This is a genomic window from Microbacterium sp. NPDC057659, assembly GCF_042799915.1.
Lineage (GTDB): Bacteria > Actinomycetota > Actinomycetes > Actinomycetales > Microbacteriaceae > Microbacterium.
Genome location: NZ_JBHVHU010000002.1, coordinates 535,196 through 552,540, shown reverse-complemented (window position 1 = coordinate 552,540; position 17,345 = coordinate 535,196). Strand labels below are relative to the sequence as shown.

Annotated in this window: 10 protein-coding genes; 2 read left to right on the top strand and 8 right to left on the bottom strand. The window is 70.0% G+C overall.

What is annotated here, in order from left to right; translation table 11 throughout:
* Window positions 1-337: 337 nt before the first annotated feature.
* Window positions 338-1,465: a hypothetical protein gene (locus ACFVAE_RS11210; RefSeq protein ID WP_378891819.1), complete on the top strand. Its 1,128-nt coding sequence runs from the start codon at window positions 338-340 to the stop codon at window positions 1,463-1,465.
* A gap of 956 nt (window positions 1,466-2,421) precedes the next feature.
* Here the strand turns inward: ACFVAE_RS11210 and ACFVAE_RS11205 are convergent.
* On the bottom strand, window positions 2,422-9,036 hold the full coding sequence (locus tag ACFVAE_RS11205) for a beta strand repeat-containing protein (protein WP_378891816.1): 6,615 nt from the start codon (window positions 9,034-9,036) through the stop codon (window positions 2,422-2,424).
* An 84-nt stretch (window positions 9,037-9,120) separates the two neighbouring features.
* The gene (locus ACFVAE_RS11200; RefSeq protein WP_378891814.1) at window positions 9,121-10,320 is read right to left on the bottom strand and encodes a hypothetical protein; all 1,200 of its coding nucleotides are present in this window, start codon (window positions 10,318-10,320) and stop codon (window positions 9,121-9,123) included.
* 229 nt (window positions 10,321-10,549) lie between these two features.
* Between ACFVAE_RS11200 and ACFVAE_RS11195 the strand changes: the two genes are divergently transcribed.
* Complete coding sequence (locus tag ACFVAE_RS11195; RefSeq protein ID WP_378891811.1) at window positions 10,550-11,956, top strand: FAD-binding oxidoreductase; 1,407 nt, start codon at window positions 10,550-10,552, stop codon at window positions 11,954-11,956.
* 65 nt (window positions 11,957-12,021) lie between these two features.
* Here the strand turns inward: ACFVAE_RS11195 and ACFVAE_RS11190 are convergent, their stop codons facing one another.
* The 6 genes from ACFVAE_RS11190 to ACFVAE_RS11165 are packed head-to-tail and all read right to left on the bottom strand — an operon-like array spanning window position 12,022 to window position 17,317.
* Window positions 12,022-12,342 (bottom strand): hypothetical protein, encoded by a 321-nt coding sequence (locus ACFVAE_RS11190; RefSeq protein ID WP_378891808.1) that lies wholly within the window; start codon window positions 12,340-12,342, stop codon window positions 12,022-12,024.
* Window positions 12,339-13,184, bottom strand: coding sequence for a hypothetical protein (locus tag ACFVAE_RS11185; RefSeq protein ID WP_378891805.1), 846 nt, complete (start codon window positions 13,182-13,184; stop codon window positions 12,339-12,341). The genes ACFVAE_RS11190 and ACFVAE_RS11185 overlap by 4 nt, the downstream gene beginning before the upstream one ends.
* A 12-nt stretch (window positions 13,185-13,196) precedes the next feature.
* Window positions 13,197-14,060, bottom strand: a complete 864-nt coding sequence (locus tag ACFVAE_RS11180; RefSeq protein ID WP_378891802.1) for an amidohydrolase family protein — start codon at window positions 14,058-14,060, stop codon at window positions 13,197-13,199.
* Window positions 14,057-15,211 (bottom strand): CaiB/BaiF CoA transferase family protein, encoded by a 1,155-nt coding sequence (locus tag ACFVAE_RS11175; RefSeq protein ID WP_378891799.1) that lies wholly within the window; start codon window positions 15,209-15,211, stop codon window positions 14,057-14,059. Before ACFVAE_RS11175 ends, ACFVAE_RS11180 begins: the two co-directional genes overlap by 4 nt.
* 21 nt (window positions 15,212-15,232) lie before the next feature.
* Window positions 15,233-16,240, bottom strand: a complete 1,008-nt coding sequence (locus tag ACFVAE_RS11170) for an alcohol dehydrogenase catalytic domain-containing protein (protein WP_378891796.1) — start codon at window positions 16,238-16,240, stop codon at window positions 15,233-15,235.
* Window positions 16,241-16,300: 60 nt separating this feature from the next.
* The gene (locus ACFVAE_RS11165; protein ID WP_378891793.1) at window positions 16,301-17,317 is read right to left on the bottom strand and encodes an ABC transporter substrate-binding protein; all 1,017 of its coding nucleotides are present in this window, start codon (window positions 17,315-17,317) and stop codon (window positions 16,301-16,303) included.
* Window positions 17,318-17,345: the final 28 nt, after the last annotated feature.

Below are 17,345 nucleotides of genomic sequence, written 5' to 3'. Positions count from 1 at the left end.
GACCTCCGGTCCGGACCACCGGTGCGGATGCGCGGACCCGTCGGGACACCTCCCCCTCCCCCGTCCCGACGCCCGTCCCCGTCCGCAGTTCGGGGCATCGCGAACCCCCTCCCCCCTCCCTCGCGATCGCCCCAAGGATGCCGGCCGGCCTCCCCGCCGCCGGCGTCCTCAGGGCGGATGTCTCTCACCTCCCGAGAGACATCCGCCCCCTTCTTTCTCCGGAGACATGCAAAGGCCCGGGTTCGGTGTGTGGACACGGACCCGAAGTCCCGGGTAGTCTCCCCGCGGAGGTGCTGTGCATCGCCGCCATCGTCGGTTCTGCGGAGGGGATGAACGCGTGAACGTCGTGGTACGCCCGCGCCGCGTCGCCGCGGTCGCTCTCTGGGGCGCGTTCGGAGTGCTGGCCTGGGCCGCGATCACGCTTCTCGTCGGAGGCTCCGCCGCGCACGCCGACGACTCCGCGAAGCCGCTCGACCCGCTCATCTCCACGATCTCCAGCACGGTGAGCTCCGCGACCGCTCCGGTGGGACAGGCCGTCGCCCCGGTCACACAGAAGGTCGCTCCCGCGGTGACAGCGGTGACTGCAGCAGTGAGACCCGTGGTCGCCGACGTCGTCGCCCCCGTCGTGCGCACGGCAGCGGCTCCTGTTGCGAAGGCCACGACGCCCGTCGCACAGGCCGCAGTCACTCCTGCTGCGAAAGCCACGGCACCCGTCGCGCGTGCAGCGGCACCCGTCGTGCACGCCGAGCAGGCCGTCGTACCGGCCGCAGCGCCCGTCGCGCAGGCCGCTACCACTCCCCTTGCGAAAACCACAGCGCCCGTCGCGGCGCCGGTTCCAGGCGCGATTTTCACTCTCCTCGACTCGACCGTGGCGACGGTGTCCGGCGCTCCTCTCGTGGGCGAGGTCATCGCGCCCGTGGCGCGCGCTGCGGTGAGCACGGTCAAGGCCGTGACGATGCCGGTGACGGGGCTCCCGCCCGTGTCTCTGCTCTCCACCCTGGTCGATCCTCTGCTCCAGACAGTCGACAGGATGTCCGCGCTCGGCGACCGCCGTACAGAGACCTCGACGAGACAGCTGGGAACAACGACCATCACGCCGCCGGTCGCCCCATCGAGTGCATCCGCAGGCGCGGCCGCCCTCCCCGCGACTCCTGCGTTCGCGATAGCAGCTGTATCCGTGGTCACCGGCGCTCCGAGCCCGGAACGGGGTGCCGACCGGGCCTTCGTCACGGCGCCGATTCCTTCCGCGCCGAAGCCGGTGCCCGGCGTCGACGATCGCCCGACGACGTCCAGCACTCCGCCCGGGGCATCCGGCAGCGCGTCCGGCGGTTCCTCGAGTGCAGGGGCTCTTCCCGGCGCCGCTGACATGACGAGCGCCACCGGCCTGACGGGCACGATCCCGCGCGCCGGTCACGACCCGCTCCCCGGGGGCGTCACGGCCAGCACCGAAGTCTCTCCCGACTGATCAGGGTTCCGGTGGACGAGTGCGTCGTCCGCCCTGCGGTCGCGCCTTCACGCGCGCTGTCAGCGACCCCGTCGATCCTTCAGGGAGAACTTCTGATGAGCACGTCCTTCGCACACCTCGTCCATCGCGACGACCACCGTCTCAACACGGAACGATGACTTCCGTCGGCATCGCGCAGCCTTCGGGGGAAGTCTGCGTCGCCGGCGGATCGGACGCCGAGACTCTGCGCCCCGTGACGTTCCTCCCAGCGTCCTGCGCCTTCTCAGCGTCCATGCGGCGCCGTGGAGCTCCCTCTCCACGGCACCGCACCCGGGGCGGTTGCCGGATCCCCTAATCCGGCAACCGCCCTCTGGCGGGCGCCTCGCGATCCCAGGCGAGGCGCCCGCCTCTTCGTGCGCGAGGGCGAGCACAGTGCCTGCAGCTATCGCTGCGCCTCGTGTCGCACCGGCCGCCTGCCGGCTCGAAGCGGCAGGCGTATGCCGCACGGGGACGCCACTGCCTACGCCTGGGTGGGAGACCGTCGCCTTGCGGCGCTCGCACCGTCGATCGGGATGTCGTCATCTCACGCGGCTGCGTCCTCGGCGCTCGTCCAGGACCGGCTCGAGACGCACGGATGCGGCGGTGCGAGACCGGCATCCTCGCCGGCTGCAATGCACGGCCGGCTCGCCCGGACCATCCCGCAATCGGCCCTGAGCCCACGCAGGCCACGTGCGGAGCCGGCATCGCGCGATCCGGTCGATGCAGCGTGACGCGAAGCGTCGTGCTCAGACTCGGCCTGTCGTCTGTATCGGTATCGCGGCGCCGGCCGTGTCCCGGGAGCGCGCAGGATCACCGGCGCGACGGCTCAGCCCGGAGCTCCTCGGGAGGAGGAGACACCCGCGCGACGACGCTCTGCGGGCATGGCTGACGGCCGTGGTGCGCCTTTGCAGACGCCCCACGGCCGTGTGACCCTCCAGTCACACCCGGTGCCGCGGCCTCGCGATCAAGAGCGAGCCGAGCACCAGGAGCAGGGCAGCCAGCCAGAGCATCGACGGGCTGCCGCCTGTGGTCGCCAGAGCGGTAGCGCCGCTCGACGAGCCGGAACCGAGGGGTGCCGCGCCATGCATCGCTGCCAGCGCGTGACCGCCGTCGTTCCCCGTTCCTTCCCCGACTCCGGAACTCCCGGGGGCGTCCGGCGTGCCGGGCGTGCCAGGCGTGCCAGGCGTGCCAGGCGTGCCAGGCGTGCCAGGCGTACCGGGAGTGCCCGGCGTACCGGGAGTGCCCGGCATACCCGGAGTGCCCGGAGTGCCCGGAGTGCCCGGCTCACCGGGGGTGCCCGGTGAGCCGACGGGCAGAGCCGCTACGGCATCTCCGACAGCGTCGACGACACCCGCCAGGGTCTCGCCGACGACGGGGAGTGTCGCCACTGCGCCGCTGACGCCGTCGACGACCTCACCGATCACGCCCGTGCCGGGGGTGCCGGGTTCTCCGGGCTGACCGCCGGGAGCCCCCGGGACGAGGTCGCCGACAGTGTCGACGACTTCGCCCACGGGACCACCGATGACAGGCAGAGCATCCGCAACGTTCCCGACGGTGTCGATGACACCGCTCGGGTCCGGCAGACTCGGCTGACCAGGCTCACCACCCGGGAGACCCGGGAGCGACGGAACCAGATCACCGATCACCGGCAGCTGACCAACAACGCCACCGAGATCAGGCAGACCAGGCAGACCCGGAAGACCGGGACCACCAGGCTCGCCACCGGGAACACCCGGCAGCGACGGAACCAGATCACCAATCACCGGCAGGCCGCCGATCGTGTCAACGACACCACCCACAACACCGCTCGGATCCGGCAGACCCGGCTGACCAGGCTCACCACCCGGGAGACCCGGCAGCGACGGAACCAGATCACCAATCACCGGCAGCTGACCAACAACGCCACCGAGATCGGGAAGACCAGGCAGCCCCGGAAGACCAGGACCACCAGGCTCGCCACCGGGAAGACCCGGCAGCGACGGAACCAGACCACCAATCACCGGCAGGCTGCCGACAGTGCCAACGACACCACCAGCAACGCCACCCAGATCCGGCAGACCAGGCAGACCCGGAAGACCGGGACCACCAGGCTCACCACCGGGAAGACCCGGCAGCGACGGAACCAGACCACCAATCACCGGCAGGCTGCCGACAGTGTCAACGACACCACCGACAACGCCACCCAGATCCGGCAGACCAGGCAGCCCCGGAAGACCGGGACCACCAGGCTCGCCACCGGGAAGACCCGGCAGCGACGGAACCAGATCACCAATCACGGGCAGGCTGCCGACGGTGTCAACGACACCACCAGCAACACCACCCAGATCCGGCAGACCAGGCAGACCCGGAAGACCGGGACCACCAGGCTCACCACCGGGAAGACCCGGCAGCGACGGAACCAGATCACCAATCACGGGCAGGCTGCCGACGGTGTCAACGACACCACCGACAACGCCACCCAGATCAGGCAGGCCCGGCAGGCCCGGCAGGCCCGGAAGACCGGGACCACCAGGCTCACCACCGGGAAGACCCGGCAGCGACGGAACCAGACCACCGATCACGGGCAGGCCGCCGATCGTGTCAACGACACCACCAACAACACCACCCAGATCAGGCAGACCAGGCAGACCAGGAAGACCGGGACCACCAGGCTCACCACCGGGAAGACCCGGCAGCGACGGAACCATGCCACCGATCACGGGCAGGCCGCCGACAGTGTCAACGACACCACCAACAACACCACCCAGATCGGGCAGGCCCGGAAGGCCGGGCTCACCACCCGGGAGACCCGGGAGCGACGGAACCAGGCCACCGATCACGGGCAGGCTGCCGACGGTGTCAACGACACCACCGACAACACCACCCAGATCAGGCAGGCCCGGAAGACCGGGACCACCAGGCTCGCCACCGGGAAGACCCGGCAGCGACGGAACCAGATCACCAATCACCGGCAGGCCGCCGACAGTGTCAACGACACCACCGACAACACCACCCAGATCAGGCAGGCCCGGCAGCCCCGGAAGACCGGGACCACCAGGCTCACCACCGGGAAGACCCGGCAGCGACGGAACCAGATCACCGATCACCGGCAGCTGACCAACAACGCCACCGAGATCAGGCAGACCAGGCAGACCCGGAAGACCAGGACCACCGCCGGGAGTCCCGGGGATCAGGCCACCGATCAAAGGCAGGCCCCCGATGGTGTCAACGACACCACCGACGACACCACCCAGATCGGGCAGGCCCGGCAGCTCCGGCAGCCCCGGCTCGCCACCGGGAAGACCCGGCAGCGACGGAACCAGACCACCGATCACCGGCAGGCTGCCGATCGTGTCAACGACACCACCGACAACGCCACCCAGGTCCGGCAGGCCCGGCAGGCCGGGCTCACCACCCGGGAGACCCGGGAGCGACGGAACCAGATCACCGATCACCGGCAGCTGACCAACAACGCCACCGAGATCGGGAAGACCAGGCAGCCCCGGAAGACCGGGACCACCAGGCTCACCACCGGGAAGACCCGGCAGCGACGGAACCAGATCACCAATCACCGGCAACTGACCGACGACACCGCCCAGATCAGGCAGCGACGGAACCAGACCACCGATCACCGGCAGGCCACCGATCGTGTCAACGACACCACCGACAACACCACCCAGATCCGGCAGCCCCGGAAGGCCCGGAAGACCGGGACCACCAGGCTCACCACCCGGAAGACCCGGCAGCGCACCGGTGATGTCGCCGATGGAACCGGCGACGTCACCGACGGTGCCGCCCAGATCCCCGACGACATCCACGACCGTGTCGATCGTGTCGCACGGGCAATCGGTGATGTCCCCGACCAGGTCGCCCAAGTCGAGAACCGGACCGTGGGGCTCGCCCGGCAGGACCGGCAGAGCCGGGATGCTGGGAAGGCCGCCGATCACGCCGCCGACACCCGGCAGGGTGCCGACGACTTCACCGACGCCGGGCAGGTCGTCGATGACGGGCAGCGACGGGATGCTCGGGGCACCCGGCGCCGTGGGCGCCGTGGGAACCTCGGGCAGACCGCCGCCGATGACGGTGCCGATCGAGTCGACGGCGTCACCGAGCAATCCTCCGAGCTCCGGCACGCCGGGGGTCGAGGAAAGTCCGGGGACAGCGCCGATCACGCCGTCGACGAGGTGTCCGGCACCCGGGATCGCCGGGTCTCCAGGCTCACCGACGCCGATGAGATCGCCGATCGTCTTGCCCACCAGCTCGCTGCCGGGCAGTGCCGGCAGTCCGTGGACGTTGCCGATGATGTGCCCCGCAGCGTTACCGAGGTCTGGCACCGGGAGCGACGGAACACCGGGAAGACCCGGGTTCAGCGAACCGGTGGCACCGGGCTCGATGACGACGGCGGAGCCATCGGACTCCGCGCTGATCGGAGCGACCGCGTCGCCGGAGGCCGTGACCGGAGTCGTGACCTCCACGACGGGCTGCCAGCCCGAACCGATACCGACGCCCTCGTTGCCGAGATCGCCGTTGGGGTTCGAGCCGTGCACCGTGACCGACGAGTCGCGCGATGCGGTGTCTCCGGCGACCGTGACGACGTCGCCAGAGCCGGTGATCGGAGCGACGACGCCGCCCACGACCTGCCAGCCCGAAGCGACTCCGACACCGGAGTCGTCCGCGTCACCGGAGACGATCGAGCCGTCCTCGGTCACGACGGAGACGTCGGAGCCGTCCGTCACCACATCGCCGAATCCCGACGCCGCGTTTCCCGATCCGGTGACCGGCACGACGACATCGCCGACGACCTGCCAGCCGGTGCCGAAACCGACACCGCTGTCCGTCGCCTGGCCGGCAGGGCCGACCGTGGCTGTCTCGTCGACGACGCCGACGCCCGACTGCACGGCATCCGCATCTCCGAAGGCGGAGCCGGCGTTGCCCGAAGCCGTCAGCGGCGCGGTCACGTCGCCGGCGATCTGCCAGCCCGAGTCCTTGCCGATGCCGATGTTCGAGATCTGCCCGTCGCCCTCGAGGACGCCCGCGCGGTCGACCACGGCAACATCCGAACCCGCGGTCCGGGCATCGCCGACGCCCGAGATCGCGTTGCCGGATGCCGTTCCCGGTGTCGTCCAGTCGGTCACGACCTGCCAACCGGAGTTGAGGCCGATCCCGGTGTTAGACACGTCGCCGTCACCGTCGATGACTCCGGCGTCGTCGACCACCGCGACGCCCGAGCCTGCGGTGAACGAGTCACCACTGCCCGAGAGCGCGTTGCCCGACGCCGACACCGGCGCCGTCACGTCGCCGAGCACCTGCCAGCCTGCGCCGACACCGTACCCCGCGTTCGAGACGTCACCATCACCGTTCACGACACCGGCGTTGTCGGCGACAGCGACCATGGAGCCGGTGGTGCCGGCATCCCCGAGCACGGAGCCCGAGTTGCCGGACGCCGTGGCCGGAGCGGTCACGTCGCCGAGCACCTGCCAGCCGACAAGCCAGCCGATGCCGGTGTTCGACGCCTCGCCCGAACCGCTCACCGCGTCACCGCGGTCGACGATGCCGACGCCCGAACCGGCGGTGACTGCGTCACCGGCGCCCGAGACGGCGTTGCCCGAAGCGGTCACCGGAGTCGTCCAGTCGGTGACGATCTGCCAGCCGCTGTCCTTTCCGACGCCGACGTTCGAGATCTCACCGGAGCCGTCCGCGACGCTGGAGTCGTCGAGAACGCCCACGGCCGCACCGGAAGTGACGGCTTCGTTCGCGCCCGAGACGGCATTGCCCGAGAACGTCACCGGAGCGGTGACGTCGGCCGGGATCTGCCAACCCGAGTTGAGTCCGAAGCCGGCATTGCCGATCTCGCTGCCGCCTTCGGCCACGCCGCCGTTGTCGACGATCGCAACCTCTGACCCGGTCGATGTGGCGTTGTCCAGCAGCGACCCTGCGTTGCCCGAGGCCGTCACCGGCATCGTCACATCCGCGGGGATCTGCCAGCCGGCCCCGACACCGTAACCGGCGTTGGAGATCGCACCGCCGTCAGCGGCACCGGCGTTGTCGAGCACCGAGACGCCCGATCCCGTCGTGACCGCGTCACAGGAACCGGACACCGCATTGCCGGAGAACGTCAGCGGAGCCGTGACATCCGCAGGGATCTGCCAGCCGGCGCCGACACCGTACCCCGCATTCGTCACCTCACCATCGCCGTCCGAGACACCGGAGCGATCCACGATCGCGACATCCGAGCCCGCCGTTCCCGCATCGCCGAGCACCGAACCGGCATTGCCGGCCACAGTCACGGGAGCGATCACGTCAGCAGGGATCTGCCAGCCGGATCCGACGCCGTAGCCGGCGTTGCCGACCTTGCCGCCACTGTTCGCGACGCCGGCCGAATCGACCACCGTCACGTCCGAGTCACGACTCGCGACGTCGCCGGTCGCCGAGAAGGCGTTGCCGGATGCCGTCAGCGGAGCGGTCACGTCTGCCGGGATCTGCCAGCCGACGAGCCAGCCGATACCGGTGTTCGACACCTCACCGCCGCCGTTGGAGACACCGGCGCGATCGGAGACCGCGACATCCGAGCCCGAGGTGACTGCCTCACCCGTGCCCGAGATCGCGTTGCCCGAGAACGTCACCGGAGCGGCGACGTCCGCGGGGATCTGCCAACCCGTGTCCTTGCCGATCCCCGAGTTCGATACCCGACCGCCGGAGTCGGTGACCCCGGAACGATCCTCGATCGCGACCTGCGAACCGTTCGATGCGGCATCGTCGAACACGGAGCCGGCGTTGCCGGCCGCCGTGAGCGGCGTCGTCACATCTGCGGGCACCTGCCACCCGGTGTTGAGGCCGATCCCCGAATTCGAGATCACCCCCGCACCTGGCGCTGTGCCTTCAGCGTCTTTCACATCGACGTGCGAGCCGTTCGAGGATGCATCCCCGAACACGCTCGCGGCGTTCCCCGACGCGGTCACCGGTGCGGTCACGTCGCCGGCAGCCTGCCAGCCCGTGCCCACCCCGACACCCTCGTTAGCGAGAGCGCTGCCGCCCGCATCGCCGCCTGCACCTGTCGTCGTCACCGTCGAGCCCTGCGATTTCGCATCGCCGAACACGCTCACCGCGTTGCCCGACACCGTCACCGGAGCGGAAACGTCGACGAGCCCCTGGGCGCCCGAGAGCACTCCCACAGGGTCGTTCGAGCTCGGGGCGTCCTTCGCCTTGGCAGGAGCCTGCTTCACCGACGATTTCGTCGACGAGGCATTACCCGTCACGCTCACCGCGTTGCCCGACACCGTCACCGGAGTCGAGACCTTCGCGACCGCCTTGTCACCGGTCAGAACGCCTTTCACGGCCTTCGGATCGATGGACACGATCGGAGCAGGCTTGGGCTTCGCCGCGGGCGGGTCCTGTGCGGACTTACCCGTGGCGGAGACGGCCTGGCCCTCGAGCGTGAGAGGCAGCTGGACATTGACGACCGCCGGGGAGTCGTCCCCCGGAGGTTCTGAGGCGGCGGCGACACCGGTACCAGCGACCCAGAGGCCGCCGACGAAGCCCACGAAAAGCAGGCTTCGCGATACATACCTGTTCATGCCTAACCCTTTCTGAGTACGAAGAAGAGTGGATCCATGCAATGAATCGCGCACGTCGCGCATACAGCGCGACGCCTCCCTCGCTCAGTCGGGGGTGGAGTCGGTGTCGAACACCGGCGACGAAGGCAGCTCGTCGCAGACAGTGCTCAACGCCAAGGAGGCCGTGGCCTCGTGGAGGACCGCAGCAGACGCCGCGTCCGAGATCATGGAGGCTCCGGCCGATCCCCCGCCGCCTGCCGTGGAGCCCGCGCTGCCGGCCGGGGACGGCGCGGCAGGGGCTGCAGGAGGGACGGAGCCGCCCAGCGGAGAATCGGCGGGACCGGTGGAGCCGCTCGTCTGCGCGGAGAAGAAGTCGTCCGCGGAGCGCGCAAGAGTCGTCTGGACGATCGGTGCGGATGCCGCCCCCGTACGGTCGACAGCCGGGGCGGGTGCCGGAGCAGCGGCCGGTGCCGCCAGATCCGCAGTCGCCGGCAGCACGGAGTCGGGCGCGGTGGGCACGGCCACGGGGTCGCTGTGGACGACGCCGTGGACGAGGCCGTCGACCCCGCGTGCCACCGGAGTGATCAGATCCCCCGTCGGTTCGGTGCCGAGCAGCCCGGTCACGACGTCCCCGGCGATCGGAACTCCGCCGACGACATGGTCGAGGAGGCCGGTCACCGATCCGGTCACGTCCGCCACCTCCAGCGCGTCCAGCGCGGCGGGAACGGCGGCGAGGATCGCCGGTGCGGACTCGACGACCGTGACAGCAGCCCCGGGCACACTCTTCACGGCGCCCGTCGTAGCACGCAGGGTGCTGACCAGCGGTGACGAATCGCTCTTCACGACGCCCGGCGCCGGAGCGGTCACGGCGTGCGGAGGCTGCTCGACCACGGCAACGGCCGGCCTCGCGGCCGCCTTCACGGGAGCCGCGATCTCCCGCGCGACCGGAGCCACCGACTTCGCCACCGGAGCCACGACCTTCTTCACCGGAGCCGCGATCTCACGCGCGACCGGAGCCACGACCTTCTTCACCGGAGCGGCGACCTCGTGCACGACGGGAGACAGAACCTTCTGAACGGGAGCCAGGATCTTCTCGACCGGCGCGGGAACTCGCGTCTCGGGGGCACTCACTGTCTGGGCGACGCTCTGGCGACCCTCATCATCGCCGGTCGCCGCAGAGGCACCCATCCCCCCGGTGAACAGGCTGATGGCGAGCCAGGCAGTACCGATGGCGACGCCGAGAAGCCCGATGCGTGCCGCAGGATGAAGCGCGACTCGACGAGGCGAGTACTCATCTGCCGACATCGGATCACCCCCCGGCCAATCCTTGGACGCCCCCCGGCTGTCCCACTCGGAGACTACACCAGGACTTGTGCGGAAGTGAAGGTCCCGTTTTTCCGCGGTATCCCGCGGCTCTTGGCTCTGCTCACGGCGCCCGTCACCGTTCTCACGGACACGCCCACCCCTTCTTCGCTCCGCCGTGGCATGATTGGATTCTGGATACAGAAACGTGTCCACTGAACCCGGAGGCGTGATGACCGATACCTCATTCCTGCCCGCGACAGCAGACCTGCCCGGCTCCGACCCCCATCCGGACGGCGTGCGCATCGTGCACGCCTCCGACCCGGAGTGGGATGAACTGCGCGCGACCTACAGCCTGCTGCTCGACCAGCAGCCTGCCGCGATCGCCGTCCCGCACGATGCCGACGAGGTCGCCGCCGCCGTGCGCTACGCGCGCGCTCACGGCCTGCGCGTCGCCGCGCAGGCCACGGGGCATGGCGCGACCACGCTGGGCGACCTCGCTGACACCCTGCTGGTGCGCACCCTCGAGCTCGACGAGGTCGACGTCGACCCGGCGACCGGTCATGTGCGCGTCGGTGCCGGCGTGCGCTGGAGCGCGGTCGTGCCGCAGCTCGCGGAGGCCGGCTTCGCCGCCAGGCACGGCTCGTCGCCGACCGTCGGCATCGTCGGCTACTCGCTCGGCAGTGGCATCGGCTGGCTGTCCCGCAAGCACGGGCTGCAGCCCGACGCGGTGACGGCGATCGACTGCGTTCTCGCCGACGGCACCCGGGTCAGGGCGGATGCCGAGAACCACAGCGACCTGTTCTGGGCGCTGCGCGGAGCGGGCGGCAATGCCGCCGTCGTCACCGCGATCGAGTTCGACACCGTGCGCCAGCCGCGCGTCTACGGCGGAGGGCTCTCGTTCTCGATCGACAAGGCGGCCGAGGTGCTGCAGACCTGGACGGACTCGCTCGCCGATGCGCCGGAGGAGCTCACCACCTGGGCGACGCTGTACAACTTCCCGGATGCGCCGCACCTGCCCGATGCCATCCGCGGCCGTTCCTTCGTCTCGATCATGGGCGTCTACCTGGGCGCCGGAGCCGACGCCGACGACGCATCCCTCGAGGCCGAGGCCCGCCGTCTGCTGGAGCCGTTCCTGTCTCTCGGCCCGTTCCGCGACACGTTCGCCCCGATGTCGCCCGTCGACATCCCGAGCATCACGACCGACCCTCCCGGCCCGGTCTCCTCGCGCGGCACGACGGCCCAGATGTCGCAGCTGACGCCGGAGACCATCGCACAGGTGGTCGAACTCATGGCGCGCAAGGCGCTCATGCTCGTGCAGTTCCGCCACGTCGGCGGTGCGCTGCACCGCCCGGCTCCCGGCGGCGGCGTGCGCGAGACCGTGCCGGGCGACCTCACGATGTACTCGGTCGGGATCCTCGCGAATCCGGATGCCCGTCCCGCGGTGCTCGCGGATCAGGCGGCGCTCGACGAGATCGTCGCGCCGTTCCTGGTGGGCAGATTCGCCGGATTCATCGAGGCGATCGGCGACCCGGAGGAACTGTTCCCCTCCGGGTCGCTCGAGCGGCTGAATGAGATCGTCACCCGATACGACCCGGAGGGTGTGTTCCGCTCCAGCAAGCCCGTGCCGGTGCTCTGACCCCGGCGGAAGAGCGGATGCGGCATGCCGATCAGCATGCCGCATCCACTCTTTCGTGCGATCGATCAGGCGATCGCCGCGCGATACCTCTCGACCAGCTCGCGCCATCCGAAGCCCTCGGTGTACTCGTGCTCGTAGATCGCCTCGGTGAAGTGCCAGAGCAGGTAGGGGTGCGCGCCCAGCCGGAACAGCGCGCCGTAGTCGCGGGCGGCGAAGGCCGCCTGCTCGTCGGCGGTGAGGATGCGATCGTCCGTCGGCGCCTCGGGGCCGGCCGCGCCTGCCATCCACTCCTGCACGTACGCGGCGGGGTCGGCCACGTACCGGGCCAGGACCGCGTCGTCCATCTCGACGCTGCGGATGAACTTGCCGATCATGTAGTCGGTCATGACTGCTCCTCCCAGAGGAAGAAGGGACTGCTCGCGAAGCGCGACGGTGTGGCATCCGCGTGGTCCGCGGGCCGCCCGCCCATGGCGGCGAGCGCGACGATGGCGTTCAGGTACTGATAGGTCATCGACCCGGCCTCGGTGAGACGGTTCACGTCCAGGCATCCAGCGATCGCGGCGTCCAGGTCACCGTCGCGCATCCACTCCCACGCGCTGCGGTCGAAGTCCGGGTCGGGGGCGCCGGCGAACGTCCGCGGCCCGCCCACGTCGTTGGCCATGTGCCCCGAGGCGAGGATGCCGACACGGGCATCCGATTCCCACCGCGCGACGGCATCGCGCAGGTGCGCGCCGAGCGCGGCGAACCGGCGCGCGGACGGCACCGGCGGCAGCGACGCGTTGGTGTGGATCGGCACCACCGGGATGTCGAACTCCGGCCTGGTGTACTGCAGCGGGATCACGTAGCTGTGGTCGAGGCGCCACTCCCTGCTGATCGAGAAGTCGATCGCCTCGGGCAGCAGCGAACCGCCGGCGATCTGCGCGGCGAGGGCGGTGTGCCCGGCGATCTCGCGGTACTCCATCCCGAACGTGCGCACCTCGTTCTGCCAGGTGCCGTGGTACGACTCCGCGGTGCCGACGACGAACGCCGGCGAGTTGTCGTAGTAGAACTGCCGCAGATGGTCGGTGCCGATCACGATCAGCGCGTCCAGCCGGTGCGCAGCGACGGATGCCCGGATGCGGGCGAAGTTCTGCGCGACGGGTGCGAGGTCGTCGGGCATCGGCTCGCGCATCGCGCGCCAGAGCAACGGGTTGTGCGGCGTCATCGCCGCCATGACCAGGTCAGCCACGGTGCATCCCTCTCAGAGCCGGAACAGCTTGCGCGCGTTGTCGAGCAGGATCTTCTGCCGGGACTCCGGCTTGAACCCGAGCTCGTCGAACTCGCTCATCCAGCGCTCCACCGTCATCACCGGCCAGTCCGAGCCGAACAGCACCCGGTCGGTGATCACCGAGTTCGCGTACTGGCGCACGTCGGCGGGAAGGTGCTTGGGCGCCCAGCCGGACAGGTCGAGGTAGACGTTCGACTTGTGCCAGACCATGGCGAGGTTGTCCAGATGCCAGGGCCAGGCCGGATGCGCGCTGATGATGTTCAGCTCCGGGAAGTCCGCCGCCATGTCGTCGATGTACGGGATGGGCCGAGCGTTCTCGAGCCGGTACCCACCGCCGCCGGGGGTGCCGGCACCCGCACCGGGGAACCCGGAGTGGAACATGACCACCAGGCCGAGCTCGGCGCAGGTCTCCCAGATCGGGTAGAACCGGCGGTCGTTGGGCAGGAACTTCTGCCTGGCCGGGTTCAGCTCCCCCACGCCCTTGATGCCGTACTCGTCGTGCATGCGGCGGATCTCCGCGACCGCCGCCTGACCCTTCCATGGATCGATGCCGGCGAAGGCGAGGAACACGTCGGGGTGGTCCTGCTGCGCCTTGCCGAGCAGGTCGTTCGGCGCGCCCTTGATGCCGGAGGTGGTCTCCGAGTCGGAGTTCACGATCACCGCCATCATCTTCCGGTCGCGGTACTGATCGGCCTGCTCGGCGAAGGAGACGATCGGCCGCTCGCGGCCGAAGTGCTTCGCCATCTGCGTGTGCCTGCTGCCCATCGCCGCGATGAACTCCTCGGTCTGCGGGTGGGTGTGCACGTCGATGGCGACGAGGTCGTCGAGCGAGGTCATGCCTGGACTCCTTCTTCCTGCGTGGTGAGCTGCGCGGTGTGCTCGCCCAGATCGGGGGCGTAGGTCAGCTCGGGGCGGCCGCTGCGGTGGAAACGGGTGCTCGGCATCGGCACGTTCACCGGCCCGTCCGGCCCGTCGACCGGCTCGACGAGCGCCATGCTGCGGATCTGCGGGTCGTCGAACAGGTCTGCGACGGTGTTCAGCGGGCCGTGCGGGATGTCGTGTGCGGCGAGGCGCTCCAGCCACTCGGCGCGCGGCCGGGTGAGGGCGATCTCCTTCAGCACCGCGTCGAGCTGGTCGTAGTTGCGCACGCGCTGCTCGCGGGTCGCGAACCGCGGGTCGTCGCCGAGGTCGGGCCGCTCCAGGACATCGAGGAGGCCGGTCCAGAACTTCTCTGGCACCGACATGTGGATGACGAACGCCCTTCCGTCGGAGCCGTTGCAGGCATAGGCCTGTGCACGGCGGGGACGCGAGTCGGGCCCCGAGACCTGTCCGGTCTCGAGGAACGACGATGCGGACTCGGTGAGGAAGTCGACCAGGGCGCCCACCATCGACACCTCGATGTGCTCGCCGACGCCGGTCGCGTTGCGGGCGTGCAGCGCGGCGAGCACCGACTGCGTCGCCTGGATGCCGGACAGCAGATCCGAGAACGCCGGGCCCATCGGCCGCACGGTGTCGGCGGGCACCACCTGGCTGTACATACCTCCGACCGCCGAGATCACCGTGTCGTAGGCGGGCCGCTTCGCGTACGGGCCGTCGGGTCCGAACCCCGTGATCGAGCAGGTGATCACCCGCGGGTTGCGCGCGGCGAGCGCAGCGGCGCCGATGCCGAGCCGGTCGGTGACCCCCGGCCGGAAGTTGTCGATGACCACGTCGGCGTCGTCGACCAGGCGCAGCAGGTGTGCGAGGTCGCCCTCGTCCTTGAGGTCGAGCACGACGCTGCGCTTGCCGCGGTTGTAGGCCGCGAACTGCGGGCTCATCCTGGCCCGCCCCTCCCAGCGCCGCATCGGGTCGCCCTCCGGCGACTCGATCTTGATGACCTCTGCGCCGAGGTCCGCGAGGAGCTTGGCGGCGTACGGCCCGGAGATGTACTGACCGAGTTCGATCACCACGACGCCGGCGAGGGCACCGCCGTTCTTCGCACCGCTCATGCCGGCATCCTCCCGGTCGACTCACTGCACATCGATGATCACCTTGCCGTCCTTCTTCGTCGGGAACGCCGTGTACGCCTGGGCGATGTCGGCGAGCGGGTGCCGCTGGCCGACGAGATCGGGAATCACGCCGGATGCCGCCAGGTCGAGAGCCTCTGCCACATGACGGTACCCGGCGCTGGCGGCGCCGCGGAGCACCTTGCGCCGCAGATAGAAGTCGCGGGCGTCGATGCGCAGGTCGGAGCTCACCGATGCCGAGCAGAACACGGCCCGTCCGCCCCAGCCGAGCGCGGCGATGCCGATGCCGAGCGTCGGGGCGTTGCCGGTGACGTCGAGCAGCACGTCGAACTCCGTGCCGAGGCGGCCCAGTGCGGCCTCGAGGGCCACGGTGTCAGGGGCGGTCACGGTGCGTTCGTCGCCGACCCGCCGGAGCGGGCGGCGGGATGCCGCGACCACGTCGGCGCCACGGTGCAGCGCGATCGCGGTCGCCGCCCTGCCGAGTGTGCCGCCGGCACCCATCACGAGCACGCGGTCGGAGGAGCCGAGGCCGACGGCCTCGGCGGCGTTCAGCACGATCGCTGCGCTGTGCACCACGGCGCTGGCCTGCGCGGCATCCAGGCCTCGCCGGTCGAAGGCGCTGCGTGCGGGGACGATGACGATCTCGGCGGCGCCGCCGTCGCGATGCACGCCGACGACGATCTGCCGCGGGCAGTCCTCCTCATGGTCCGCGATGCAGGCGGAGCAGTTCCCGCACGGGATGTTGGGCTTGACGACCACGGACTCGCCCACGCGGCCGGCATCCACCCCTTCGCCGACCGCCGTGATCGTGCCCGCCGGATCGATGCCCAGCACCCGCGGCAGCCTGGCGCGCGCGCCAGGGCCCACCCCGGCGATCACGTTGAGGTCGAGCTGGTTGACGCCGACGGTCTCGACGCGGACGGCCACCTCGCCAGGGCCCGGCTGCGGATCGGGGATGTCCCGCACGATCAGCTCTCGCAGATCGTGTCCGCTCAGCACCGCTGCGCGCATGTGCACCTTCTCTTCTCCAGGAGGTGAGAGGTGGCAGCTGCGCGCCACCCCTCACCGTGTTCAGTCGTTCAGCTGGGCGTTCGCCCGCTCGAGGTTCGTCGTGTCGACGAACGAGTCCCACTCGGGCATCTCCATGCCGAAGGCCTTCAGCGCGTCGGCGAAGTGGTCCTTGTCCAGCGTCATGTCCTCGTTGTACAGCTCGGGCCCGTAGGCGTAGATCTCCGGGTCGCGCTCCGCGTCGGTGACCGTGAAGTCGTGCTTCTCCATCATCGACTGCACGTACTCCTGCTGGGACACGTCCTTGTACAGCGCCATGCCCTTCGTGGTCGCACGGATGAACCGGGCGAGCGTGTTCGGGTTCGCCGCGATCCACCCCTCGGACGCCGTGAGCACGTCGTTCGGCCACTCCTTCATCGTGTTGACGACGAAGTGGCCGCCGGCCTCCTCGATGATCGGGATGTGCCGCGGGAACACCGGCGTCAGCTCGACCTGCCCGGCGACGAAGTTCTCCACCCAGGCGTTCGAGAATCCGGGCGGGTAGACGTCCTTCCAGGAGACGTCCCGGATGTCGAAGTCGCCCTCCTCCGCCATGATGTTCATGCGGACGTCGTTGATCGGCACGCCGGGGGCGTCCCCGAGGATGATCTGCTTGTCCTTCAGGTCGGACGGCTTCTCGATGTCCTCGCTCGCAGCGATGATGTACGGCTGCCGCGCGCGATAGCCGGCGACGACCTTCAGGCCGGTGCCCGCGTTCGCAGCGTCGACCACCGCCATCGCGTCCTCCACTGCGACGTCGAGGCTGCCGCCGATCAGTCCCTCGCGGATGTTGTCCGCGTCGATGACCTTGATCTTCAGCCCCTCATCCTCGTAGTAGCCCTTGTCCATCGCGATGTACACCGGAGCCTGGCTGTCCAGGTTCGGGGCGGACAGCGCGATCGTCAGTTCCGTCTTCTCGGGTGCGCCGATCGGCGTGTCCTCGCTGACGTCGGAGTCGCCTCCCCCGGCGCCCGGCGAAGCCGAGCAGCCGCTCAGGATCAGCGCGCCGACGAGAGCAGCGACGATGATGCTCCTTCTCATGATTCCTGCCTTCTCGAGTCGGGTCCCG

Coding starts and splice junctions, on each gene's coding strand:
- ACFVAE_RS11205 (WP_378891816.1), bottom strand. CDS start 9,036: ATGAACAGGTATGTATCGCGAAGCCTGCTTTTCGTGGGCTTCGTCGGC.
- ACFVAE_RS11200 (WP_378891814.1), bottom strand. CDS start 10,320: ATGTCGGCAGATGAGTACTCGCCTCGTCGAGTCGCGCTTCATCCTGCG.
- ACFVAE_RS11195 (WP_378891811.1), top strand. CDS start 10,550: ATGACCGATACCTCATTCCTGCCCGCGACAGCAGACCTGCCCGGCTCC.
- ACFVAE_RS11190 (WP_378891808.1), bottom strand. CDS start 12,342: ATGACCGACTACATGATCGGCAAGTTCATCCGCAGCGTCGAGATGGAC.
- ACFVAE_RS11180 (WP_378891802.1), bottom strand. CDS start 14,060: ATGACCTCGCTCGACGACCTCGTCGCCATCGACGTGCACACCCACCCG.
- ACFVAE_RS11175 (WP_378891799.1), bottom strand. CDS start 15,211: ATGAGCGGTGCGAAGAACGGCGGTGCCCTCGCCGGCGTCGTGGTGATC.
- ACFVAE_RS11170 (WP_378891796.1), bottom strand. CDS start 16,240: ATGCGCGCAGCGGTGCTGAGCGGACACGATCTGCGAGAGCTGATCGTG.
- ACFVAE_RS11165 (WP_378891793.1), bottom strand. CDS start 17,317: ATGAGAAGGAGCATCATCGTCGCTGCTCTCGTCGGCGCGCTGATCCTG.